The organism is Paenibacillus xylanilyticus (assembly GCF_009664365.1).
GTDB lineage: Bacteria > Bacillota > Bacilli > Paenibacillales > Paenibacillaceae > Paenibacillus > Paenibacillus xylanilyticus_A.
Map to the genome: position 1 here is coordinate 4158470 of NZ_CP044310.1, position 25628 is coordinate 4184097.

At 48.1% G+C, this 25628-nt stretch carries 24 protein-coding genes; 7 read left to right on the forward strand and 17 right to left on the reverse strand.

The annotated features are described in order from the left end of the window. The first annotated feature begins 178 nt into the window (after positions 1 to 178). From F4V51_RS18305 to F4V51_RS18335, 7 genes are all read left to right on the forward strand, one after another. A complete protein-coding gene (locus F4V51_RS18305; protein WP_153979151.1) occupies positions 179 to 1387 on the forward strand; it encodes a pyridoxal phosphate-dependent aminotransferase in 1209 nt (402 codons plus the stop codon). Between the two features lie 358 nt (positions 1388 to 1745). Then, positions 1746 to 2849 (forward strand): glutamate 5-kinase, encoded by a 1104-nt coding sequence (gene proB / locus F4V51_RS18310; RefSeq protein WP_153979152.1) that lies wholly within the window; start codon positions 1746 to 1748, stop codon positions 2847 to 2849. A 60-nt stretch (positions 2850 to 2909) separates the two neighbouring features. After that, positions 2910 to 4157: a glutamate-5-semialdehyde dehydrogenase gene (locus tag F4V51_RS18315; RefSeq protein ID WP_153979153.1), complete on the forward strand. Its 1248-nt coding sequence runs from the start codon at positions 2910 to 2912 to the stop codon at positions 4155 to 4157. A 36-nt stretch (positions 4158 to 4193) separates the two neighbouring features. Further along, positions 4194 to 5054 carry a pyrroline-5-carboxylate reductase gene (proC, locus tag F4V51_RS18320; RefSeq protein WP_193724059.1) on the forward strand — a complete coding sequence of 287 codons (861 nt, stop codon included), beginning with the start codon at positions 4194 to 4196 and terminating at the stop codon, positions 5052 to 5054. Beyond that, on the forward strand, positions 5051 to 6274 hold the full coding sequence (locus F4V51_RS18325) for a 2,3-diketo-5-methylthiopentyl-1-phosphate enolase (RefSeq protein WP_183521595.1): 1224 nt from the start codon (positions 5051 to 5053) through the stop codon (positions 6272 to 6274). The genes proC and F4V51_RS18325 overlap by 4 nt, the downstream gene beginning before the upstream one ends. Continuing rightward, positions 6271 to 6948, forward strand: a complete 678-nt coding sequence (locus tag F4V51_RS18330) for a 2-hydroxy-3-keto-5-methylthiopentenyl-1-phosphate phosphatase (protein ID WP_153979155.1) — start codon at positions 6271 to 6273, stop codon at positions 6946 to 6948. The genes F4V51_RS18325 and F4V51_RS18330 overlap by 4 nt, the downstream gene beginning before the upstream one ends. 2 nt (positions 6949 to 6950) lie before the next feature. Further along, on the forward strand, positions 6951 to 7604 hold the full coding sequence (locus tag F4V51_RS18335) for a methylthioribulose 1-phosphate dehydratase (RefSeq protein WP_153979156.1): 654 nt from the start codon (positions 6951 to 6953) through the stop codon (positions 7602 to 7604). 124 nt (positions 7605 to 7728) lie between these two features. Here F4V51_RS18335 and F4V51_RS18340 read toward each other — a convergent pair whose 3' ends face one another. The 17 genes from F4V51_RS18340 to panB all read right to left on the reverse strand — a co-directional run bounded on the left by F4V51_RS18340 (position 7729) and on the right by panB (position 25500). Beyond that, positions 7729 to 9018, reverse strand: coding sequence for a multi-tm2 domain protein (locus F4V51_RS18340; RefSeq protein WP_153979157.1), 1290 nt, complete (start codon positions 9016 to 9018; stop codon positions 7729 to 7731). A 27-nt stretch (positions 9019 to 9045) separates the two neighbouring features. Continuing rightward, the gene (locus tag F4V51_RS18345; RefSeq protein ID WP_153979158.1) at positions 9046 to 9498 is read right to left on the reverse strand and encodes a hypothetical protein; all 453 of its coding nucleotides are present in this window, start codon (positions 9496 to 9498) and stop codon (positions 9046 to 9048) included. Beyond that, entirely contained in the window at positions 9491 to 9985 is a 495-nt protein-coding gene (locus tag F4V51_RS18350; protein ID WP_227779808.1) for an RNA polymerase sigma factor, read from the reverse strand. The genes F4V51_RS18345 and F4V51_RS18350 overlap by 8 nt, the downstream gene beginning before the upstream one ends. A 271-nt stretch (positions 9986 to 10256) precedes the next feature. Beyond that, entirely contained in the window at positions 10257 to 10958 is a 702-nt protein-coding gene (locus F4V51_RS18355; protein WP_153979159.1) for a DnaD domain-containing protein, read from the reverse strand. Between the two features lie 17 nt (positions 10959 to 10975). Continuing rightward, positions 10976 to 12271, reverse strand: a complete 1296-nt coding sequence (gene asnS, locus F4V51_RS18360; RefSeq protein WP_095292784.1) for an asparagine--tRNA ligase — start codon at positions 12269 to 12271, stop codon at positions 10976 to 10978. A gap of 101 nt (positions 12272 to 12372) precedes the next feature. Then, positions 12373 to 13578, reverse strand: a complete 1206-nt coding sequence (locus F4V51_RS18365) for an acetate/propionate family kinase (RefSeq protein WP_095292787.1) — start codon at positions 13576 to 13578, stop codon at positions 12373 to 12375. Further along, positions 13575 to 14447, reverse strand: a complete 873-nt coding sequence (locus F4V51_RS18370; protein WP_095292788.1) for a 3-hydroxyacyl-CoA dehydrogenase family protein — start codon at positions 14445 to 14447, stop codon at positions 13575 to 13577. Before F4V51_RS18370 ends, F4V51_RS18365 begins: the two co-directional genes overlap by 4 nt. A gap of 133 nt (positions 14448 to 14580) precedes the next feature. Continuing rightward, positions 14581 to 16083, reverse strand: a complete 1503-nt coding sequence (locus F4V51_RS18375) for an AAA family ATPase (RefSeq protein WP_095292791.1) — start codon at positions 16081 to 16083, stop codon at positions 14581 to 14583. Next, entirely contained in the window at positions 16076 to 16603 is a 528-nt protein-coding gene (locus F4V51_RS18380) for a hypothetical protein (protein ID WP_095292793.1), read from the reverse strand. The genes F4V51_RS18375 and F4V51_RS18380 overlap by 8 nt, the downstream gene beginning before the upstream one ends. A 295-nt stretch (positions 16604 to 16898) precedes the next feature. After that, positions 16899 to 17429, reverse strand: coding sequence for a hypothetical protein (locus tag F4V51_RS18385; protein WP_127540336.1), 531 nt, complete (start codon positions 17427 to 17429; stop codon positions 16899 to 16901). Between the two features lie 44 nt (positions 17430 to 17473). Next, positions 17474 to 18778 (reverse strand): amidohydrolase, encoded by a 1305-nt coding sequence (locus F4V51_RS18390; RefSeq protein ID WP_153979160.1) that lies wholly within the window; start codon positions 18776 to 18778, stop codon positions 17474 to 17476. Continuing rightward, positions 18765 to 19418 (reverse strand): redox-sensing transcriptional repressor Rex, encoded by a 654-nt coding sequence (locus F4V51_RS18395; protein ID WP_095292800.1) that lies wholly within the window; start codon positions 19416 to 19418, stop codon positions 18765 to 18767. The genes F4V51_RS18390 and F4V51_RS18395 overlap by 14 nt, the downstream gene beginning before the upstream one ends. 187 nt (positions 19419 to 19605) lie before the next feature. Further along, positions 19606 to 22476 (reverse strand): ATP-dependent DNA helicase DinG, encoded by a 2871-nt coding sequence (gene dinG / locus F4V51_RS18400; RefSeq protein ID WP_153979161.1) that lies wholly within the window; start codon positions 22474 to 22476, stop codon positions 19606 to 19608. 160 nt (positions 22477 to 22636) lie between these two features. Beyond that, positions 22637 to 23263 (reverse strand): tetratricopeptide repeat protein, encoded by a 627-nt coding sequence (locus F4V51_RS18405; RefSeq protein WP_153979162.1) that lies wholly within the window; start codon positions 23261 to 23263, stop codon positions 22637 to 22639. A 92-nt stretch (positions 23264 to 23355) separates the two neighbouring features. After that, positions 23356 to 23739 carry an aspartate 1-decarboxylase gene (gene panD / locus F4V51_RS18410; RefSeq protein WP_095292807.1) on the reverse strand — a complete coding sequence of 128 codons (384 nt, stop codon included), beginning with the start codon at positions 23737 to 23739 and terminating at the stop codon, positions 23356 to 23358. Beyond that, positions 23732 to 24628, reverse strand: a complete 897-nt coding sequence (gene panC / locus F4V51_RS18415) for a pantoate--beta-alanine ligase (protein WP_153979163.1) — start codon at positions 24626 to 24628, stop codon at positions 23732 to 23734. Before panC ends, panD begins: the two co-directional genes overlap by 8 nt. After that, positions 24625 to 25500 (reverse strand): 3-methyl-2-oxobutanoate hydroxymethyltransferase, encoded by an 876-nt coding sequence (gene panB, locus F4V51_RS18420; RefSeq protein ID WP_127540457.1) that lies wholly within the window; start codon positions 25498 to 25500, stop codon positions 24625 to 24627. The genes panC and panB overlap by 4 nt, the downstream gene beginning before the upstream one ends. Between the last annotated feature and the right edge of the window lie 128 nt (positions 25501 to 25628).

Here is a 25628-nt window from a genome sequence, read left to right on the forward strand (position 1 = left end):
AGCATATTCTTCGACAATGGACAAACACGAATCTGATCCATTCGATTTTGTACAAAAACCCGTTTACACGGTAGATAAAAAAGACTTCAAATCACTTATCCCCTCTATACAGCTCGGGATTAGCGTGATAAATTAATGAATACTATTCCCACTTTTATGAACCGGAGTGATGAAATTAATGAGTAATTTACAGCAAAATTCGGGTCGTTCCGCCTTTGATATACCTACCTCAGACGTCATGACACAGCTGCCAACACAATTTTTTGCAACACTAGTGCAAAATGTGAACCGTGAAATTGCAAGTGGTCACGACGTGATTAATCTTGGTCAGGGGAACCCGGACACTCCTACACCACCGCATATCGTAAAAACATTGCAGGAGTCTGCCGAAAATCCGCTTTATCATAAATATTCACCTTTTAGTGGACATGCCTTCCTGAAGGAAGCCATCGCCAAACGTTATAAAGAAGATTACAACGTTGACCTGGATCCGGAGACTGAAGTTGCGATTTTGTTCGGTGGGAAAACGGGGCTTGTACAGCTGCCGCAAGTGCTGCTTAATCCCGGGGACGTATGTCTCGTTCCTGATCCAGGTTATCCGGATTACTGGTCCGGGGTGGCCCTTGCCAAAGCGCAAATGTCCTTTATGCCTCTTTTGGAGTCGAATGCATTCCTTCCTGATTATGAGGCCATCTCGGATGAAATTCGCAATAAGGCCAAGCTGATGTATTTAAACTATCCCAACAATCCAACATCCGCGACTGCCCCGCTGTCATTCTATGAAGATACCGTGGAATTCGCGATACGGAACAAGATTGTCGTTGCCAGCGACTTCGCATATGGTGCGATTGGGTTTGACGGACATCGTCCGGTCAGTTTCCTGCAAGCGCCTGGCGCCAAGGAAGTCGGAATTGAATTCTATACATTATCCAAAACCTACAATATGGCAGGCTGGCGGGTAGGCTTCGCCCTGGGTAATGCGGAGATTATCTCCAAAATCAATCTGCTCCAGGATCACATTTACGTTAGCCTATTTGGCGGCATTCAGGCAGCGGCAGCTGCAGCCCTGACCTCCTCCCAACAATGTGTTACCGATCTGGTTGCGCGGTATGAATCCCGCCGTAATGCATTATATGAAGCACTTTCCTCCATCGGATGGCAGGCTTCGAAGCCCGGGGGGTCTTTCTTCAGCTGGCTGCCTGTTCCTTCCGGATTTACCTCAGCCGAATTTGCAGATTTACTGCTTCGGGAAGCCAAAGTCGCTGTTGCACCGGGTATCGGGTTTGGCACACATGGAGAAGGCTACGTCCGCGCAGGCTTGCTGAGTGACGAGAAGCGATTGGAGGAAGCTGCCAGAAGGATTGGCAAGCTGAACTTGTTTAAGTAATTAAAGGCCGCATACCCCTTTGCATCTGCCAAGTTTCCATGGTATGTTATTAACAAATATCGAACGAAACGTGATGACGGGACCAGTACGAGAGAACAAGCCGCGCCCAGAGAGTAAATTCCACCGGGCTGCAAGAATTTACCGCGGCTTCTCTCCGAAACCTACCCCTGAGCGGCCTGTTTATGCAGGACAGTGCCTTCTGTTACAGGGCGAGAGCCGGATGATGCATTCATCAATAAAGGTGGTACCGCGGAAGTAACAAACTTTCGTCCTTTTTACAACAAAGGACGGGAGTTTTTTTTGTACCTGGATAACAGTCCATTCGTATCTCATTCATTATGTTTAAGGAAGTGAAAGCATGTCTTCACGAATAGTAGTCAAGATTGGGAGCAGTTCGCTTACCACTGAGGAAGGCGGCCTTGACCGCAGTTCCATATCATTTTACGCCAGTGAGATCGCTTCGCTCTATGAACAGGGCCATGAAGTTCTCCTGGTCACTTCCGGAGCCGTTGCTGCCGGATTCCGTGAAATTGGTTACCCTCAGCGTCCCAAAATGCTGTATGAGAAGCAAGCGGCTGCCGCAGTAGGTCAGGCATTGTTGATGCAGGCATATCAACAGGCTTTTGCAGCGCACCGCGTTACTACAGCACAAATTTTGCTAACCAGAACCGATTTTCACAGTCGGAAACGGATGGGAAATGCAGGCATGACCGTGGAAGAGCTGCTCAGACAACGCGTCATTCCCATTTTCAACGAGAATGATACGGTTTCAGTAGACGAGTTGAAATTCGGAGATAACGATCTGCTCTCTGCGCTCGTTGCCAATTTGGTAAAAGCCCAGCATCTTGTTATTCTCACGGATACCAACGGACTCTATACGGCAGACCCCCGCAAGGATCCAAGTGCTGTTCGTTATGATCGAATCCCTGAAATTACAGAAGAAATCTATGCGTATGCCGGTGGTTCAGGTTCATCGGTCGGTACAGGTGGCATGCGGTCCAAAGTCGATGCAGCCAAAGTGGCAACACGCGGAGGCGTCCCTGTCTTTGTGGGCAGCGTCAAGGAACCCGGCGACTTGCAAAACGCGGTGGAGGGCTGCGGCAAGGGGACCTATTTCGAAACTCGTCTGGCCGCACTCTCGCGCAAGAAACAATGGTTAGGCTTCATGTCAACTCCTCTCGGTACAGTTGTCGTGGATGCTGGTGCCGAAGAAGCTCTTGTTCACGGCGGTCATAGTTTGCTGCCTGTAGGCGTCAAACGTGTGCTTGGCACATTCCACGCAGGTGACGTTGTCGAGGTCATGGGTATGGACGAAACACTACTTGGCCGAGGCATTGTCAATTATGATGATGATCAGCTTCGCCTTATCGCAGGTTTGCCAAGTGGAGAAGTCATGAAAACCCTGAATGCCATCCACCGGCTTGAGGTCATCCATCGAGACGAATGGATTACGTTAAAATAACAAGTAATGGGTTGTATATGTTAGAGACATGGAGTTGCATAAATGAAGGAGGAATTTCAGATGAGTGAAGTAAGACAAAAAGCCAACAAAGCTCAATCGTCTGTTCCACAGTTGAACCGTTTGAGTACAGACCAGAAAAATAAAGCCTTGCTTGCCATGGCGGATGCGCTTATTACGGAATCGGAATCCATTATTACCGCCAATGCAGAAGATCTCGAACGTGGCAGAGACCAAGGGACGCCAGAATCCATGCTTGATCGTCTCGCTTTGAACAACGAGCGTATCGCGGGAATTGCAGAGGGATTGCGTCAGATTGTTGAACTCCCAGATCCTGTTGGTGAAGTACTGGAATCATTCACGCGTCCAGATGGACTCCACATTGAAAAATTAAGGGTGCCGATTGGCCTGATTGGCATTATCTATGAGGCCCGTCCTAACGTTACGGTTGATGCAGCAGGGCTATGCCTCAAGACCGGCAATGCCGTTCTGCTGCGCGGGGGTTCTTCTGCCCTCTCTTCCAATCGTCGTATTGTAGAAGTACTCCATCAGGCACTAGCCAAAACAGACCTGCCGCCGGATGCGCTGCAGCTCGTGGAAGACGCTAACCGCTCTTCCGTCGATGAAATGCTCAAGTTGAATGGACTACTGGACGTCATTATTCCAAGAGGCGGTGCTTCACTGATTCGCAACGTGGTGGCCAATGCAACGGTACCCGTTATCGAAACAGGCGCAGGCATTTGCCATACGTATGTGGATGAAACGGCGGATCCCGTCATGGCAGCAGAAATTGCGATCAACGCAAAAGCACAGCGCCCATCCGTATGTAATTCCATGGAAACCCTGCTGCTTCATGCTGCTTATGCAGAACAGCATTTGCCTGCCTTGGCCGAACAATTCCGTGAGGCAAACGTTGTGTTGAAGGGTTGTGACACGACTCGTCGTCTGGTCCCTACTGCACTTCCCGTTACAGAAGAAGACTACGGTACAGAGTATAATGACTATATTTTGAATATACGAGTTGTGCAGGGTCTGGAAGAAGCCATGGAGCATATTGCAGCTTATGGTACCAAACATTCCGAATGCATCGTTACCCGTGATACAGCTAATGCCGAACGCTTTTTGCATGATGTGGATGCTGCCGCAGTTTATCACAATGCTTCCACACGCTTCACGGACGGATTCGAGTTCGGTTATGGAGCCGAAATAGGAATTAGCACACAGAAGCTGCATGCTCGTGGTCCAATGGGACTGCCTGCCCTTACTTCTACCAAATACCGCGTTACCGGCAATGGACAAATTCGGCAATAATATCGCAGCTACAGCCATATAGGAGGAACGATAACCATGAGTCAAGAACAACAGACGTTATTACAACAAAAGATTACTTTCCACGGAGCAGGTGCCATGGCAGAAGCCATTGTGCGCGGACTGATCTCCCGCCTCGTTGTACGCCCGCAGGATATTACGATGCTGAACCGGAGCAACCAGAAACGTCAGGAAGAGCTGAGTACTCGTTATGCCGTTCGTACAGGAACAGCCTCCCAATCATCAGAAGTGCTCTCCGCTTCTCCCGTTATTGTACTTGCCATGAAACCAAAAGACGCTGCGGCAGCTCTTCGTGAGCTTGGTCCCCTCCTGTCACCGGACCAGCTTATCGTCTCTGTCATCGCCGGATTATCCATCCGCACGATGCAGACCCTGCTCGGCCGCAAACAACCGATCGCTCGATCCATGCCGAATACATCCAGTACGATTGGACTTGGTGCAACAGGACTTGCCTTCTCCGCCGAAATTACCGATGAGCAGCGCAGTACGGTCATGACGATGTTTGAAGCGGTAGGCATTGTCACCATTGTTCCGGAAGAGAAACTGGAAGTGCTCACGGGTATTTCCGGAAGCGGCCCGGCTTATGTATACTATTTGATGGAAGCCATGATTGCGGCGGGGATCCGCGGCGGGCTGTCCAGCCAGCAATCCCGCGACCTGACTGTTCAGACTGTACTTGGTGCGGCGAGAATGGTTCAGCAAACGGGAGCGGAGCCCATGAAGCTTCGCAGTGATGTGACCTCACCTGGAGGCGCCACACAGGCAGCACTCAAAACACTGGATGAGGGCGATTTCTTCGAAAATGTGATTGCAGCCGTCAACCGCTGCGCAGAGCGCTCACGGGAGATGGGAGCTGCTTTGGAAGGAGATTTAAAATGAACAACATGTGTACTGCCACATATCGTCTGCATGATGATCGTGCAGATTTTCGCAAAAAGGCTGAATCCATTGCGGTCGGCATGACTGTTGGCAGTTGGACTGAATTGCCGCAAGCCAAGCGTGAAGCCATGCAGAAACATCTTGGCGAAGTGATAAGCGTAGAGGTACATGAACATGAGGGCATGGCTCCAGGAGAACGATATGCAGATATTACAATCGGATATCCGGATGTAAACTTCAGCCGCGATATTCCGGCTCTACTCGTCACCGTCTTCGGCAAAATTTCGATGGATGGCCGGATCAAGCTGACAAGACTGGGCTTCTCGGACGGATTCCTGAGTGCATTCCCTGGTCCGAAATTTGGACTGAATGGGGTTCGTGACCTGCTTGGTGTTCATGATCGTCCTTTGTTAATGAGCATCTTCAAATCGGTCATTGGTCTGGATGCAGATGAGCTGCGCGAACAGTTTATTCGTCAGGCTCTTGGCGGAGTTGATCTGATCAAGGATGACGAAATTCTGTTTGAAAATAAGCTGACACCTATTGAGAAAAGAGTCGAGGTTTGCATGAAGGCTGCGGAGCAGGCCCGCCAGGAGACTGGCAAGAAATTGCTGTATGCGGCCAACCTGACCGGCCCAACTTCGCGCTTGAAGAAGCAGGCTGAACGAGCGATTGATGCGGGTGCCAATGCCCTGTTGTTTAACGTTTTGTCGTACGGATATGACGTTCTGCACGAGCTTACAAGTGATCCGGACATTAATGTGCCAATCATGGCGCATCCCGCCCTTGCTGGCGCACTGTACCCTTCACCGCATTACGGAATATCCGCTTCGGTGCTGCTGGGTCAACTGATGCGTCTTGCCGGAGCGGATCTCGTTCTCTTCCCTTCGCCTTACGGATCGGTGACTATGCCAAAAGAAGAAAATATGGCCATTACGGAGCAGCTGCTCTCCAAAGAGCTCCCGGTCAGAACCAGCATGCCGGTTCCATCCGCTGGGATTCATCCAGGTCTTGTGCCCTTAATTCTCCGTGATTTTGGCACGGATGTTATCGTGAATGCCGGTGGAGGTATCCACGGACATCCAATGGGTACTGAGGCAGGTGGGCGTGCATTCTTGCAAGCTATTGAGGCGGCACAGCGTGGAATTCCGCTCGCAGAGTATGCATCTGAGCACCCCGAGTTGAAAAGTGCCCTGGACCTGTGGGGTGGAGAACGATGAGAAGTGACAAGAAAACGGTCATATTCTGTGATTTTGATGGCACGATTACCCTTTCGGACAATATTGTCGCGATCATGAAGCACTTTAAGCCTGAAGGTTTTGAGGCGATCATGAAAGATACGGTGGATCAAAACATTACCCTGCGTGAAGGGGTCGGAGCCATGTTTGCTCTGCTGCCTGCATCGCAAAAGGATGAAATTGTTGAATTTGTGCTTGGACAAGCGGGCATCCGCGAGGGATTTGGCGAGTTTCTGGAATATGTTCGGAACGAAGGCATTGAATTCAATGTGACCAGTGGCGGGATGGACTTTTTTATCGAACCACTGCTTGCTCCCTTTAACATTCCACAAGATCACGTCTATTGTAACGGTGCAGACTTTACAGGTGATTTCATTCGCATTGAATGGCCTAATCCATGTCAGCCCCCTTGTGAGAACGGCTGTGGTATGTGCAAAACGACGGTAATCCGCACATTCCCGGAAGAACAATATAATCGCATTCTGATCGGAGACAGTCTAACCGATTTTGAAGGTGCCAAAATTGCCGATCTGGTGTACTCCCGTTCCATCCTGACGGACAAGTGCATAGAACTTGGTGTAGACCATGTGCCCTTTGCTACCTTTTACGATATTATGGAAGACATGAAACAGAAGCAAACACAAGGAGTGCTGTAAAAATGGGGTTTGAGAAGATTACATTGGAACACAAACGTCAGGTGCTGGAGGAACTTGCTGATATTAAAGCCCTCTTTGCCAGCCGCAACTGGTTCCCTGGAACAAGCGGCAACCTGTCGATGCGTGTGGGAGAGTTTGATCCCGAGCAATTTTATTTTGCCGTTACGGCTTCAGGCAAGGATAAATCGCTTCGCACGCCGGAAGATTTCCTGTTTGTGGACAAGCATGGTAAAGCAATCGAAACAACAACCCTGAAACCAAGTGCAGAAACGCTGATTCATTGTGAAATCTATCGTTTGACTGGCTGCGGGGCTGTATTCCATGTACACACTGTATTTAACAACCTGATCAGCGAGTTCTTTGGCGGAGAAGGTCATGTGCCGATCCAAGGCATCGAACTGATCAAAGCTTTTAACATTTGGGAAGAAAATGCCGAGATTCGTGTGCCGGTACTGCCTAACTTTGCTGATATTCCATCCATTGCTGAACTGGTTCCAGGTATGCTTGACTCAAAAGTGCCGGGAATTTTACTGCGCAATCATGGTATTTATGCCTGGGGCAAAGATGCATTTGAAGCCAAAAGGCATCTGGAAGCATTCGAGTTTCTGTTCGAAGTGATGTATCGTCAGCTGCTGCTGAAAGGCATTTCGAAATAGCCATCATTTTCTCACTGTTATTCAGGAGCAAATCAAAAACACGCTATGAGCTGAACAATCAGTCATAGCGTGTTTTTTTTGGGTTTGGTGCTCCTGCTAGCACGGAATTAACCTTAACTTATAATCAATTATCCCGATCCTTGAACAGGAACAGATTAGCCGAATCGTCTTCTTTTCCGTTTAATCCGCTATGGTTCGCAATTGCACGCTGCTTGCCAAAGAGCAGCTTCAATCCGCCAAAAATAAGCAATAGCGAAACAATCACCGTGTTCACATAGGAACGGATTTCATACGTCATAAACAGATTTGGGAACATTTCGTTCAGTTGTGGAATGACAAGCCGGATTGCCAGATAATACACGCCAAGTGCTGCAATTCCGAAACCAATCAGACGCTGATGTCTAGCCCAATCCTTAAATATCGGTTGATCCGTCAGCGGCTCCCGGCCATATCGGCTTGAACACTGCAGCCCATCAAAGAAGCTGTAGAACCAAACCAATGGAATCATGAACAGAAAGACCGATAAATGCAGCAGGTCCAAAATATAAATGCTGCCGAGGAACAGGAACATTAATTGCATTCCTCGCTTCTGAAGGCCCAAATACAAATGACCTGCCCCTGGAAAAGCTGACAAAAGGGTAGCTAACACCTTGCTCCGACGTCCTGATGCTCTGCCCATTTCCAATTCTTCGAACAACGTCCGGTCCTGCAATACTTCCCCTGCCTGCTTTCGATGTGCATGCTGGACAGCGTCAAACATGCAGTAAACCCAAATAACAGGCAGTATAAGCAGAAACATCAGAAAGGTCTCTTCATTGGTAATGGATGCAACAAAGACCATCATCGCGAAGGAACCAAAGAATGCGATCAGAAACGATAGTCCCCGATGCAGCAGCCCCAGATGAAGATGCCCCAGACCAGGGATGAACGACAGTAATATGGTAAAGAAGCGTTCACCTTCACTGCCTTTGCGATACATAGGTTGGCCGTATGTACCCTCAGGAATACCATAGCCATGGGCAGAATGCTGATGCATCTCTTCCCCATCCATTGGCTCCATAACGCCATTTGGATTCGGATAGCCCTGTTCGTACGGACCTCCTGCATATTGACCATATTGAGCCTCGTAGCCCCTGTAATGAGCATTGCGTGCAGAAGGGGTACGCAGCAGAACAATGATGATGTCCAGCATGTTGATGCACCAGAAGAAAAAGGCAGCGAGTGCTCCGAAAATCATGAGATCATTTTCATTTGTAACCACCATCAACATGAAGGCACCAATCAAAGAGCCAAACACAAGTAACGGGTAAATCATCGCCTTAGCGGTTCGACCCCAATAGAGAAAACCAAGACCCGGGATCACATTTAATAAAAATGCAAATATTTTGTTGCGATCTGATTGCACAGTCGTCATCCTTTCTTTTCAGGCAATGCGTATGATTTATGGTTTAGGCTTGAAGTTATCCAGCCAATTGGTGGCGGCTTCCGTCCATTTTTGTGTAAAAGATCCCCGCTGCTCGCCGTCATTGAACTTGTGATAGGGCGCTACCTTATCAAATACTCCGGAGGAGAGAAAGATCAGCGTCAGGCAAGCCGCTACAGCATAATGAAACACCTTGTGCTCCAGCCAGCGTCTGCTTCGTCCTGATCGTGATTTGCGCTTGCTTCCTGACGGGTTCAGATCCGTAATACGCTCCATGATGGAATCGGCAAAGTGGGCCGGGTTCTCCAGTTGTGGCCATGCTTGATGAATCCCCATCGCTTCCAGGTAGTTATCCATGGCTTCCGGATCTTCAATGATAGCCTTTTCCATGGTAACAGCCTGGTCACCGGTAACTCGTCCTTCGATATAGTCCGTCCAGTCCTGTACACTGTACATCTCGTTTTTACTCACGCCACTCATCCTCCTTCCAATGACTTCTGATCCACTGCCGGGCACGGTACAAACGGGATTCCACGGTTTTGACAGCCACCTGGGCATCATGTGCGATCTGCTCATAATTTTTTTCGCTTAAGTAATACGCAGTAATAATGTCCCTATGCTGGGCAGGCAGTTGATTGATTCGTTCACGCAAGGTTTCCTTGCGCTCTTCCCGAACGAGCCGGGCCAAAATATCTTCCTCGCTTCCAGGCAGATTGATTATTCGTTCTTCTCCACCCAGATCTTCACTGCTTCGCCGGCCCAGCTTGCGTTTTGCATCAATGGCTTTGTGAAAGGCAATTCGGGTAAGCCACGTTTTGAAGCCTTCGGAACGGTACTCGGGGAGAGATTTATACATCTGAATGAACGCCTCCTGAGCTGCATCCTGCGCCTCCTGATCGTTCCTGAGTACGGAATATGCCACATGATATACATGCTGGCTGTACTTATCGATCAACAAGCGAAATTTGGATGCATCTCCTTGACGGATTTGTTCGATTAAGCGCGCTTCGTCAATGACTCTCCCCTCCTCTCCACTACAATAGACGACAACGTTCTGGGCTGCCCCTGCATATTTATTTAAATTTTTTAAAAATTCTTATCATAACTGTGCCTGAATAGATGATGAGTTCATCAATCACTTCATTGTAAACATCCTTATTTCCTTCCAGCATCAAAAAACAGGCTCAGAATGTTTCTGGCCTGTTCCTTGATTTTCCTTTGCACTCAGACTAGCGCCCACCGCTGCGAAAACGCTGCGTGTATGCCTTCGCGTCCTGAACATTCTTCACCCGGTTGCGGCTCCACTCCAGCAAGATGCGGTCAATATAGCGGAAATGTACTTTACCGGCAAATACCGCTTCCTTCAGGGCCATCAATATCAGTTCTTCCTGATAACGGTCCTGATCCAGCCAGCTGGAGATTGTTTCGCATTCCATCGGTGAAAGCGGACGACCAAATTCTTTCTCGAAGATGGAAAACATATTACGTTCTTCCTCTTCTATTTGAACACTGTTCGAATTAAGACGTGCTGTCATGCTCATTTGCTGCTGCCTTGCGGCTGCTGCATCTTCAGCAACACATGTTGCGAGTTTGGCATACAATCCATGCAGATCGTAACGCTCATACTGAATATCCCGCTCTTCGTCCCGATGCTCATCAATGGATATATATCCATCCCGCATTAACCGCTGGAGCATTCTGGCGATGCCTTCGGGGGCAAGTCCCATTCGTCCCGCGAGCTCTTCCAGGGTAGGAAACTCATTGAATTCTGCCTGACGGTAGCCGAGCAATTGAATCAGCAGAAGCACTTCGGCATCTGATAATCCGAGTTGGTGATAAAAACGCAACAAAGCATACGGGAGCTGTGCTGTCCCAGACGTTAACCCGTAAGCTACGCCACTGAGCCACGCTTTGGAGCCGGTTTCTTCCATAGTCTCGCGATTAATCATTAAGGGTACAGACGGTAGAGCATACGCGGGAATGCAATTGTCTCACGTACATGATCCAACCCGCAGATCCATGCTACTGTCCGCTCCAATCCCAGACCGAATCCGGAGTGAGGTACCGATCCGTATTTACGCAGATCCAGGTACCATTGATACGCCTCGTCAGACAGCTTGTGCTCTTCAAAGCGCTGCTGCATCAACTCGGGATCATCGATACGTTGGGATCCGCCAATGATTTCACCGTAACCCTCAGGTGCGATCATGTCCGCGCAGAGAACCACTTCTGGGCGATTCGGGTCCGGTTTCATGTAAAATGCCTTAATGCCAGCCGGGTAATGCGTAATGAATACAGGCGTATTATACTTCTCCGCAATCGCTGTCTCGTGAGGAGCACCGAAATCTTCTCCCCAAGGAATATCGAAGCCTTGTCCATTCAAGAACTCAATCGCCTCATCATACGTAATACGCGGGAATGGAGCTACGATTCCTTCTAGTTTGGATACGTCACGTCCGATGGATTCCAGTTCGGCACGGCAGTTTTTCACGACAGATTGAACCACGTGTGCAATAAATTTCTCTTGTACTCGCAAGCTTTCTTCGTGATCCACAAACGCCATTTCCGGCTCAATCATCCAGAACTCGATCAGATGGCGGCGAGTTTTGGATTTCTCGGCACGGAATGTTGGTCCGAAGGAATATACTTTACCCAGCGCCATTGCCGCAGCTTCCATGTACAATTGACCACTTTGAGTAAGATAAGCATCCTCATCAAAGTATTTGATGTGGAACAGGTTAGTGGTTCCCTCAGCGGATGAAGGTGTCAGAATCGGAGGGTCAACCTGAGTGAATCCGTTACCATCAAAAAACTGCTGAACAGCACGAATAATCTCTGCACGAATCACCATCACAGCACGCTGCTTCGTAGAACGCAGCCATAGATGACGATGATCCATCAAGAAATCCACACCATGCTCTTTCGGTGTAATCGGATAGTTTTCAGTCAAATGAATGATCTCCACGCCCGTAACCGTCATTTCATATCCGGATGCGCTGCGCGGTTCTTCACGAATAATTCCCGTTACATACAAGGAACTTTCTTGCGTGAGGCTTTTGGCATCATTCCATACCTCTTCGCTAACTTCACTCTTTACGACAACCCCTTGAATATATCCGGTTCCATCGCGCAGCTGCAAAAATTGAATTTTACCGCTGGAACGTTTGTTATTAATCCAGGCACCGATCTTCACGGTTTCGCCCACATGCTCATTCACATTACGAATTACACAATCCGTACTCATGCCCATATCTCCCCTTGGTTCCTAAATTTGAAAATGCAGCGGGCAGGCCTCAGCCTGTCCCCTGCACTTCCTTGACATGCTATATTCACTTTACAATTAGATTACTTAGAATTCAATACGATTCGGTGTGTATCACGTGCAATCACCAATTCTTCATTGGTAGGTACAACGAGAACCTCAACCTTGGAGTTTGCTGTTGTGATTCGGCGTGGTTCGCCGGAACGGATGGCATTAAGAGCTTCATCCACTTCCACACCCAGGTAAGTCAGCTGTTCGCATACTTTTTGACGAAGAACGACGGAGTTCTCGCCCACACCTGCTGTAAATACAATCACATCCACACCGTTCATTGCTGCTGCATACGAACCGATGTATTTACGCAAACGATATTCGTACATTTCGAATGCAAGGGTGGAGTTCGCATCACCGTTCTCCATTCCTTCCGTAATCTCACGCATGTCACTGCTGATGCCCGAGATGGCAAGCAGTCCGCTATGTTTGTTCAACATGGAGTTCACTTCGCTTACGCTCAGTTCTTCCTTGTTCATTACGTAAGGCACGATCGCCGGGTCAAGGTCACCACTGCGCGTTCCCATCATCAGACCTTCAAGCGGAGTCATACCCATGGATGTATCTACGGATACGCCACCTTTTACTGCCGTTACGCTACCACCATTACCAACGTGGCAAGTGATGATTTTGAGATCTTCTACTGGACGGCCTACATACTCAGCTGCAGTCTTGCTTACGTAGTCATGGGAAGTACCATGGGCACCGTAACGACGCACTTTGTATTTTTTGTACAGTACACGCGGAATCGCGTAAAGATATGCTTTCTCAGGCATCGTCTGATGGAATGCTGTATCAAATACCATGACCTGAGGTACACCTGGCATATTAAGCTCAGCCGCACGAATACCCATCATTGCTGCTGGGTTGTGAAGTGGTGCCAAATCGAACAAGCGGCGAATTTCAGCCTTCGCTGCATCGTCAACGAGTGCGGATTCCTTAAAGGCTTCCCCGCCGTGAACGACACGGTGTCCAACAGCCTGAATCTCATCGACTGAACCAAGCACGCCATTTTCTTTATCTGTCAAAATATCGATAACTTTACGAATTGCCGTAGTATGCTCCAAAATTTCACTGACTTCAGTAACATCCTCACGGCCAGTCGGTTTGTGCGTAAGAATGGAGGAATCCATCCCGATCCGTTCAACCAGTCCTTTAGCGAGTACGGACTCATCTGTCATGTCATACAATTGATATTTAAGCGAGGAGCTCCCCGCGTTGATTACGAGTATTTTCACAGCCGGTCACCATCCTTGTCGTACTTGAAGAATCCTTCGCCCGTCTTAACACCAAGATGTCCTGCACGTACCATTTTCTTCAATACAGTAGAAGGACGATATTTGAGCTCTCCGAATTCACGGAACATTCTTTCTAGTGCAGCTTCAACGGAGTCCAATCCGAAACGGTCAGCCATTTCAAGCGGGCCATGCTGGAAGTTGTATCCGATACGCATTGCATCATCAATATCTTCAGCAGAAGCAACGCCTTCTTGAAGAACATGAAGAGCTTCATTGATCAGCAAGCAGATCAGTCTGGACGTAACGAATCCAGGGGATTCATAGATCATTACACCTTTTTTGTCTACAACCTCTTCCACAAATCTTCTTGTTTCATCGAAAGTGGAATCCGATGTTTTCAAACCACGAATAATTTCTACAAGGTCAACCCGGGAAACCGGGTGAATAAAGTGCATACCAATAACACGCTCTGGGTATTTGGTCGAGCTTGCAAGCTCGGTCAAACTCAGCGTGGATGTGTTACTTGCAAGAATAACGTTGCTTGGACAAACCTGATCCAATTGGCTAAATACCGCCTTTTTGGCTTCCAGGTCTTCCGAGATCGTTTCGATAACCATATCGCATGATCCCAGTTCTGCCAGATGAGCTACTTTGGTAATACGGGATAAAATCAATTTTTTCTCGGCTTTGGTAATAGCCCATTTCTCTAATTGCTTATCGAGGTTTGTTTCAATCATGTCATATGCATGGTTAAGCTTCTCCGCTGTGTGCTCCACCAGAAGCACATCAAGTCCTTTGGCTGCAAGCATTTGGGAAATGCCTTGTCCCATGGTGCCGCCGCCGACAACTCCTATTTTTTTAAAAAACATGGTTCTGCTCCATCCTTTCGGTTCTCTATTTCTCTATTGTACCCTGTTCGCCGAAAATTACAAATTTCGACCCAACATATAATAATATCTTAGCACGAGTGAAAAGTAAAAAAAAATAACCGGCATAAATAAATTATGCCGGTAAAAGGGCGCTGTCACGAAATTGACAACGAAATTGCTCCCCAGACAAAACTTCTTCTCTCATCAGCGTATCTAATGAATTGTCGAAAATTGTCCGTTGTTCTTCGAGCAGACGTTTGGTCTGATCCATCAGATCCTGCAGAATCATTTTATTTTCGCGCATGAGCTCTTCTGTTGTAACCATATCCATGTTTACAATACCAAGCGAGGTCAAACCGGAAGCCATCATGGTCTGTACAACATTGGTCGCCTGTTCAAAGTCATTGCGTGAACCGGTACTGCGACCGCCATAGTACATTTCTTCGGCTGCTGCACCGCCAAGTGCAATCATGATCTGTTCTTCCAGAAAGCGCTTGGTGTATAGGAATTGCTCCTGCTGCGGATTGTGACGTACATAACCGAGTGCCTGTCCACGCGGGCTGAGAGCAACCTGGCTTACGCTGCCAGGACGTACAAGCTCTGCCATGATGGCATGTCCCAATTCGTGAATGGCTACACGTTTTTTCTCTTCAACACTGGATTCACGATCTGTCTTCTCACCCATCATGACTTTATCAATCGCCAGAGACAAGTGACGCTGTTCAATATTGAGCAGTCCATCTCTCATGGCGTAGATTGCTGCTTCATTCATTACACTTTCCAGCTGTGCACCTGAGAAGCCGTAGGATTCCTCTGCTGTTTTCTCCAGGCTTACACCCTCCATAAGAGGTTTATTTACCGCGTGGAGCTCTAGAATATGTTTTCTGCCTTTCTTGTCAGGCAGGTCCACCTGAATATGACGGTCAAAACGTCCCGGACGAGTTAAGGCGCTGTCCAGCATTTCTTTACGGTTTGTTGCTGCAATAACTAGAATGCGAGGTGTATCGGATGTATAAATTCCGTCCATTTCCGTCAACAGCTGATTGAGCGTCTGGTCATACTCACGCTGCTGCCCGCCTTCACGCTTACCACCAATAACATCAATCTCATCGATAAAGATAATGGCGTTCTCTTTGTTCTCTTTGGCTGCACGTGTTCTGGCATCACGAAACAAATCACGGATTCTTCCTGCACCTACGCCGACGTACATTTCTACAAACTCACTGCCTGAAGCGGCAACGAATACGGAATCGGTATAATGCGCAGCTGCTTTAGCCATCAGGGTTTTCCCTGTTCCCGGAGGGCCTGTAAGCAGGATCCCCTTCAATGGGCGAATCCCGAACTTCTGAATTTCTTCATGCTTGATGAGAAAATCTAGAGCTTCCCGGAGCTCCTGCTTGGCACTATCCTGGCCGCCAATTTCTTCAAACGTCAGCTTGGTAGGTCCTTTTTTCTTACGCTTACGTTCCTGCCCCGCTCCGACCGTAATGCCACCACGCATCTGCATCATAAGCAGCAATCCGCCCACAACCGCAGCTGCGATCAGAATCGGAAAGATATTCACACCAATAAAAGCGAGAAAGATAATCAACACGGGGACAAAACCAATGGCAACTTCCTTCGTCCATTTAGGCATTAGGCCACACTCCTATCTGGCCGGGTACACGCGGCAGAATAATAAACTTGCTGGCATCTCCGTCTCTAAGACTTACATATACGTTATTGTCATCCATGGCTGTATTCACTTGAATACCATTGGTTGCCATCTTGGATAATGTTGGTGTAATTTCGGTGTACTGCTTGTTCTCCATCGCCTGAGCAACGGTAAACATCGCATCGCCCCACCAGTTCTCCAGGGCTTCATTCGAATGATCAACGACATCAAGTTTCAATGAGCGCGAGCCGATCAGGGTCTGTCCTTCTTTCTGAATATATTGAACCAATCTGCCCAAATCTACATTTGGCTGCAAATCAAGTTTCAATTGTACATCATTGCGGTTAATAGTTAACTGAACATCATTAACCCCTTCATACTGGGTTACCATTTTTTCAATCGGATTCTGCATGGCCACCTGACGATACACAAACCAACCTCCAAACAACACAACGGCTGAAATGACGGCAGTTAAAGCAATAGGCAATACTTTTAGCTTCAAGTGAGTTTCCCCTCCCAAATTTTGGCCCATCCTATGGTTTATAGGCATATTATGAATTGTGTACGAATGACCTGTGATTTGCCCAACAGGTTTTATTCCTGTTTGATGTAACCTTGAATACATATTTGAGTATATCACATCGTATATACAATTTCGAAGGCGAAAATATGAATAAATTATTAATTTTAACTATTCAAATCCAGAATATTTTTCGAGATACGCCAAAAAACCGGATCAGGCGGGGTTCCGTCTGCCGGTTCTTTGAAGATTTTACCTAAAGAATCTCTGAATATATTTAACTGTTTGGAATCGTATAGACCAAATCAACCTGTTCTCCATTGCTGAAGCGATAGAATCGATAATAGTTGTGCGTATCATCATTGTAATAAACTTGCCATACATAGACACCATTGACGACTCCAGGCATAATTCGTTTGATCTCTCCGCCCGGTACTTCTGAGCTGAATCGATTGCGAACTTGTGCTTCCGATAACCCGTTCTGCAGCAATTCACTGTGCACAGCATTGCTTCCTGTGACCGGTTTATTGGTTGCATCAAACTTAACCCAGACGGCGATGTCCTGATTGTCTTTATTTTTGGCCATCATCGTCCAGTAAATGTTATCCTCGCCTTCTTTTTGACCCCAGACGTATTTTCGTAGATCCTCATAAGAAGTGATCCCGAGCTGCTCCTGCGCCGCCTGAATAGCTAGCGCTTCTTCGTTGCGCTGGTCCTGGGTAACATAGACGTAGAATCGCTGTAGTCCAAACAAAATCAAAACCAGGATAAGCAGCGAGATCCAGATCCATTTCTTTTTTCTTTTCAAAAGCCGAACTTCCTTTCCCCTATGACGCTGCTGCTATTCTGAAATTAACGGGCGAGCAGTCCGTCAAATGCAAGTTGAGACTCGCGCAGAATGCGCTCTTCATCCATAGTAAGACATTCACCATGTTTCACCAGCTGTTGGCCGTCAACCCATACATGCTCCACATCCTTGGCCGAAGCCGAGTAAATGGTATGTGAGATCAGATCCGTATGCGGATAGAAGTGTGCTTGTTCAATATTTAGCGCAATGAAATCAGCCTTCATGCCTACTTGAAGTGCTCCCGTATTGTTCAGGAAGATGGATTTGGCACCATACCCCGTTCCAAGCAGCAGTGCCTCTCCCGCTGGAACCGCTGTTGGGTCACCGGATACGCCCTTATGAATCAAAGCAGCCAGTCTCATCTCTTCAAACATATCCAGGTTGTTGTTGCTTGCAGGCCCGTCTGTTCCCAGAGATACGGTTACTCCAGCTTTCAGCAGATCCGGAACACGCGCAACACCCGAAGCAAGCTTCAGGTTGCTTCCCGGATTGTGAGAGACCGCTACATCATGGCGTGCCAGAATTTCAATCTCCTCATCATTCAAATGTACGGCGTGAGCTACGAGAGAAGGACGAGAGAAGAAACCGAGCTTTTCCAGATGTGCCACCGGACGCAGGCCATAATCCGTTACATTCTGTTCGACTTCGCGAAGGGTTTCCGACATATGGGTATGCAGCGGCAGATCCAGATCATGTGCAACCTGTACCAGCTTCTCTATGTAATCCGGAGGGCAAGTATACGGAGCATGCGGTGAGATGATCGTCGTAATTCGACCACCAGCCTGTCCGTTCCACTCACGTGCAAACGAAGCAGATTCCTGCAGTTTGCGCATTTGCTCTTCTTCGGAACACAGACCAATGACACCACGTGCCAATGCGGCACGAATACCGGATTGTTCAACCACTTTTGCCACCTGGTCCATATGATCATACATATCCAGGAATGCCGTCGTTCCGCCTTTCAGCATTTCTAATACAGAAAGGGATGTGCCCCAATACACGTCCTCAGACGTCATTTTCGCCTCCATAGGCCACATTTTCTCCTGAAGCCATACTTGCAGGGCCAGATCGTCCCCGTGACCTCTCAGAAGCGACATGGCTGCGTGACCATGCGTATTGATCAGACCCGGCAAAAAGACCAGTCCTTTGCCATCAACCTTTGGCAGGCTCTCATCTCCATCCGGCAGTGTCTCACCAATATGCACAATCTTGTCGTCTTCAACGACCATATACCCTTGAACCACAGTCCATTCCGTACCACTGTTTACAGCAAATTTGCCGTTATGAATTACCCATCTATTTGTCGTCATCTTCCTCGTCGTCCTTTCCGTTCTCCAGATAATAAGCCAGGCTAAGCAGATCCGTTGTAAAATCAGCATGATGAATACGGACGTGCGGTGGTGTTTTCAAGATGGTTGGTGCAAAGTTCAGAATCGCTTCAATGCCGGATTCCACGAGCTGATCGGCTACGTTCTGAGCTTCGGTATCCGGAACGGTAATGATGCCAATACGAATATTATCTTTTTTGACCGAATCCGTTAGTTCATTCATGGGCTGAACCTTCAGGCTGTTAATCTGACTGCCGATCTTAGGACCGTATGCATCGAAAACAGCAACAATTTTCATGTTGTCTTTCAGATAGGCATTGTAGTTGGACAATGCATGTCCCAAGTTACCAGCCCCGACCAGAGCAACATTAATTTGCTGATCAATTTTCAAAATATGACGGATTTTCTCAATGAGATACGAGACGTCGTATCCAATGCCTTTGCGACCGAAGTCCCCAAAGTATGCAAGGTCTTTGCGAATCTGCGCAGGATTAAGATCCAGGCGTAGTCCCAGTTCCTGTGATGACACCGTGCCTACCTCACGTTGATGCAGTTCACTCAAATAACGTAAGTAAACAGGCAATCTGCGTACCACAGCTTCCGAAATTTTATCTGATTTCATTACATACTCCCCCTTACCAAGGCCACGATAGATAAATAAAAATGTAGCATCCCGCATAACCGTTTTCGTCTCCGAATGAAATTATGCAAGATGCCTTATGAAATATAAAGTTAAAAGTGCTACAAGAATGAATCACACTCTAATAAAGTTTACAGCGAGAAGCCCTTATTACGCAACGAAGTCATCCCTAATTCGCCGTAGTTTCATCCTGTGCTGGTGTTTCCAGCCATTCGCTAATCCGTGGAACCATCTGTTCAGTCAGCATATGTTCCATTTTGGGACCGGGTAATGAATATAGGAAATACTTTCCGTAATATGACTCAATTACCCTTGTATCGTAAACGATGACAATGCCCCGATCCTTGGCCGTACGTACAAGCCTGCCGAATCCCTGCTTGAAACGAATGACGGCCTGTGGAACAGACAGCTTCATAAACGGATTCTTTTTCTGTTCCTGCAGCAGTTCACTCTTCGCCTCGACAAGCGGATGATTCGGTGGCTGGAAGGGCAATCTCACAATGGCCAGACAGGTTAGCGCCTCGCCAGGGATATCTACCCCTTCCCAGAAACTGCTGGTGCCCAGCAGAACGGTTGCTTTTGCATCCTGGAACCTGCGTGTTAACTTGGAACGACTGCCACTATCCACGCCTTGACCGAGCAGCGAAATATCGTTACCCGACAGCGCTTCTTTTAATGGGTCGTAAACCTGGCGCAGCATTCGGTATGAAGTAAAGAGCACCATCATGCGGCCCCTTGTCGCAATAGCCGTTTCGGCCAGAGATCGTACAAGCATGTCGACAAAGTGTGCATCCCCCACACTGCCTTTTACGCTTGGGAAATCACGAGGGATGACCAGCAAAGCTTGATCCCTATAACGGAATGGCGACGGCAGCATGGACGTCAGCAAACGGTTATTATCGGCTGCTTCCTGCAAGCCAAGCTGTTCAATCATGAACTGAAATGACTTATCGACCGAGAGCGTAGCCGAAGTAAGGACAACGCTTTTCTTTTTATCGAAGAACATGTCCTTCAACTGTGCACTGACATCGACAGGAACGGCATACAGCTGCAGTGATTTGCTGCGGAATTGGCCGCTTGCCTCCATCCAGTATACGGTTTTGGCATCATCCATTCGCATGAAGAAACGAAGGTTTTCTTTGAGCGTCGCCAAATCCTTAAGCAGACCTGTAATGTCCGTGATCAAGCTATCCGATTGATAGTCGTCCTGGTCTTCTTTCACTTCAAGAAGCAGCTTGTCTCCCTTGCGGATCAAGTCCCCCAGTGTAACATAAATCTGGTTTTCATAATCCTGCAGCTCCTGCCACTTCGCCGGTTTCATTGAAGGCTTCAGTCTGAGGGAAAATTGCCCCGTTTCCCCCGGAGAAGCATCACTCCGCTCAGGCAGAAGGCTAAACAAGGCATCGCTCAAACGATCCCACATCTCTTTGACTTCAACAGCAAGCGGGAACATCTGGTCAATGACCGAGCCCCACTGCACCGAATTTTCATGCCCGGCCAGCTGTGTACGCAGCATGGGAAGCTGACCGTTCCGACTATCCTTAAACAATCGGGTCAGGGTATGAACCAACGTGAAGTATTTCATGTGAAGACCCAAGTGCTTACCCGCCACATCCTCGAGATGGTGAGCCTCATCAATAACAAGACTTTCGTAAGCAGGGAGCAGCTGATGAGCGGCTTTTACATCCGTAAACAATTTGGAATGATTCGTAATGACAATATCGGACAATCCTGCTTCATGCTTCGCCCGGTGGTAGAAGCACTTCCTGAACCACGGACAAGAACGTCCAAGGCACGATTCCGATTCGCTCTGTACTGTTTCCCAGAAGTCCCCACCGCGTGCACTGAGGTTAAGCTCCTCGTCATCTCCAGTCTCTGTCTGGGTGAGCCACACAATCATTTGAGCGGCTGTAAAATAATCTTCTTTTGGTGTAGCAAACTCACGCTTGTTGATCTTGTGCTCAAACTTCCGTAGACACAGGTAGTGTCCCCGACCTTTGAACACGGCGGCCTTAAACGGAAAAGGCACCACTTTGGTCAGCAGCGGAATATCCCTCTCCCGAAGCTGTTCCTGCAGGTTGATGGTATGCGTGCTAACCATTACTTTTCGTTCCTGCTTCACACTTTCATATATGGCGGGCAGCAAGTACCCGAGGGATTTCCCCGTACCCGTACCTGCTTCAATTAACAAATGCTTTTCCTCGTCCAGCGCTTGCCTTACACTGCTGAACATCTGTGTCTGTGCCTCGCGTTCTTCATAGTGATCCAGTGTATCCTGCAGATTGGCCCGTACCTGATCCATGTACTGCTCAAAACTTACACCTTCAAGTGGGTTAGCTTCCCGTTCATCGCGCGGAGCACCGATCTCGGTCCAGTCACTTACATTCAAGGCCAATTGGCGGTAATACGTATGTCCATCCAGATCCTGTATGGGCTCTGCTTCCTTCTCACTGCGCATGCCGTCGAAGAACCAGCCCAGATCACTGTCCTCAGGTGCAAACAGGTCGCTGAGACGCTGAATCGTAATCAATGGCAGTTGACGCAGTTCGTCCAGACACTTCAGGAGCACATAGGCCGTTGCCAGGGCGTCACTGTCTGCCTGATGAGGCCGGTCATGCTGGAATCCGAATTCGGAAGATACATACCCCAATTGATAAGAACCAAGTGAAGGAAATGAGATTTTGAGAAAATCAATGGTATCCAGAATACGTCCGGTGAACGGCAGGTAGCCGCATCGGTCAAGCGCATTCTGAAGGAAATGAAAATCAAAAGCCACGTTGTGTCCCACAAGGACAACATCGTCGAGCAGCGGAACCATCTCCATCATCATTTCTTCAAGTGAAGGAGCGTCCGCCACGTCTTCGTCAGTAATCCCGGTTAATCCCGTAATAAACGGAGGAATAGGCACACCAGGGTTTACATAAGAACTATATATTTGAGTTATGCTGTAGTCATGATCTATGATGGCAAGTCCGGCTTGTATAATCTCACCGTCGGACTGCGTGCCGGTTGTTTCGAAATCCAATACGGCAAATTTCATTGCAATGTACAAGTCCCTTCCATTCCAGTCTATGTTACAGCATAGCAAAAAAACGGGCATTTGAAAATTAACTGACAAAAAAGGCGGTGTTCCCTCCATGTTCTTAAAGGAGAAAACACCGTCTTGATGCCGCTGCACTGCACTTGAACTTTAAGTACGGTCAGCTTATTCCATATTGCAGTTGTCCGCTGTTCAGCCTGCAGGCTTCCATATTATACAACGGTTCGGTCAACGTCGGGTCATGCTGGAGTGCCTGAGCAAACAAGGAACATGCTCCTTTGGGATTCGCCATCTTGGCTTCAAGGCAGCCCAGGGCATTACAGGCTAACCCCTTCAGCCTCGGAGAACCATTCAGGTGCACGATGAGCCGCAGGTGACTTCCCGCTTCCGCGGTTTGGTTGAGGTTCATATGCGCAAGTCCCAGATAGTACCGAGTCAGTGCACTGTCCGGATATTCGGCAATAATTTGTGAAAATTGCATAATCGCCTGCGGATACATCTGTAACTTGAAGTATCCCTGACCACGACTAAAGGATTCCAAGTGGATCTCAGGCAGAGCCGTGACGGCTTCCTGTTCCGGTTGGAGTGCCACCGGCTGTTCCATATCCCTGAATTGACTCATCTTCTCCTCAAACATCAGCCACTCATCAATCATCCCGTCACTCATCCGCTTCAGCAAGTTCCACTTTTGCAGCAGTTCCTGTTTGTTCAGACCTTCAGCGGAAGGGTAGCGCTTGATAATTTCATCTAACATGTCGTTCATTTCGGCGAAAACATGCTGGAACATCGATGCATCCCCACCCTTGAAAAAATGGATTAGTGCGTGACCTGTACTCATTTTTTGCAAGGTGGACCGATTTCATTCCCCTTACCAGCGGATTACATAATTGTCGCGTGAACTTCCTGCTTCATGGTCTGCACAGGTTTGTTTTGACCGTCCACAAAGACCACCGTAGGTTTGTGTGTATTTGCTTCTTCCTGAGACATCATTGCATATGAAATGATAATAACCGTGTCTCCTGGCTGCACAAGCCGTGCAGCTGCACCATTCAGACAGATTACTCCGCTGCCGCGTGGTCCGGGAATGACATAGGTCTCGAGCCGCGCACCATTGTTGTTGTTTACAATTTGTACTTTTTCATTTTCCATCAGATCAGACGTTTCCATCAGATCTTCATCAATGGTAATGCTCCCCACATAATTCAGGTTGGCTTCCGTAACGGTGGCACGGTGAATTTTGGATTTCATCAATGTTCTAAACATGGGACAGTACCTCCGCTCTTTGCAATCTTGTATTATCAATCAGTCTCGTTTTGCCGAATTTCACAGCCAACGCAATCAGGATATCATCTCGTCCATGCACTTTTTCCTGATCAGCAAGCGGCACCAGACTTGGAAAAGCTTGAATCTCGGCATAATCAATAACAGCACGGGACGAACGCCCGATGTTCTCACGCAGAATACGCCGTATATCTGCAGCAGTCATGTCAGCACTTGTATCCACTGCTTCTTGAGCTGCACGCAGCGCCTTGGACAGGACCAGAGCTTCCTGGCGATCTTCAGCACTCAAATAGACATTACGTGAACTAAGTGCCAAGCCATCCTGCTCACGTACAATCGGACATGGAACAATCTCAACAGGCATGTTCAGATCATTGACCATTTGCTGGATGACTGCGACTTGCTGTGCGTCTTTCATTCCGAAAAATGCTCGCTGTGGCTGCACGATGTTAAACAACTTCGATACCACTGTTGTTACTCCGTCAAAGTGTCCTGGACGGGAAGCCCCGCACAGCCGGTCAGTCAAACTCGACACGGATACTGTTGTTTGTGTCTGCTGTGGATACATCTCTTCAACCGAGGGAATAAATACGATATCCACTCCCTGCGCACGGGCCGTCTCCACATCCCTGGCTTCATCCCGAGGGTAGCTGTCAAAGTCTTCATTTGGCCCAAACTGAATCGGATTTACAAAAATACTTAATACGACAATATCACTTTGCTGTTTGGCGGCATGCATCAGGCTTGCATGACCATCATGAAGATAACCCATCGTAGGCACCAAACCTACAATAGACTCTCTGGATTGTACAGCTTGACGCTTCAAACCAATTTCCTGTCTAAGCTCTGTGATGGTCCGAATCACTTTCATGAGTTGCTCTCCACCTTTTCTTTGCGATGTCCATACAGCTGCTCTACAACGCCGTCTGCAGCAGTAAATACATGCTCCTCCGCAGGGAAGGAACGGTCTTTGACTTCCTTGACATAAGCTCCAATACTATTACGAATCAGCGTACCCACATCGCCGTATGTTTTGACAAAGCGTTTCGGCATGTAAGGAGAGGCATACTGAACCACATCATGGAATACCAAAACCTGACCGTCACATCCACGTCCTGCGCCTATACCAATTGTGGGAATGGACAGTTCCTCCGAAATAGCTCTGGCCACTTCTTCGGTAACGAGTTCAAGCACAATACCGAAGGCTCCCGCAGCTTCGAGTGCCTTCGCTTCATCCATTAGTCTTCTGGCATCTGCTGCATCCTTACCCTGGATCCGATATCCCCCGATCTGATTCACCGATTGCGGTGTCAGTCCGATGTGTCCCAGAACCGGTACGCCGGCTTGCACTACAGCCTTAACGGTATCGGCGATCTCCACGCCGCCTTCCATTTTGACTGCATGCGCATGACCTTCCTGCATCAAACGACGAACACCCTTCAGTGTTTCATCCACGCTGCCGTGATAGGTCATGAACGGCATATCCGCTACGATGAATGTACTTCCTGCACCCCTCACAACGGAGCGGGTATGATATACCATATCGTCTATCGTCACAGGCAGGGTGGAATCATAACCCAGCACTACATTGCCGAGCGAATCCCCGACCAAAATCATGTCAATGCCTGCTTCTTCCGCAAGCAGAGCCGTGGGATAATCGTAAGCAGTAATCATGCTGAGCGGCACGCCATCCTGCTTGTATTTTTTCATTTTCACAATATTCAATGCTTGTTTGTTAGCCATTTTCTTTATGGCTCCTTTCTCCTTTTCAATTCAGAACGCAACAAAAAAACCTTTTAGTTTTCCACTAAAAAGTCCCGAAAAGTCAAAAAAGAGTCACTTGCGATCGTCCCTTCTGTCTCGGTCCTCTT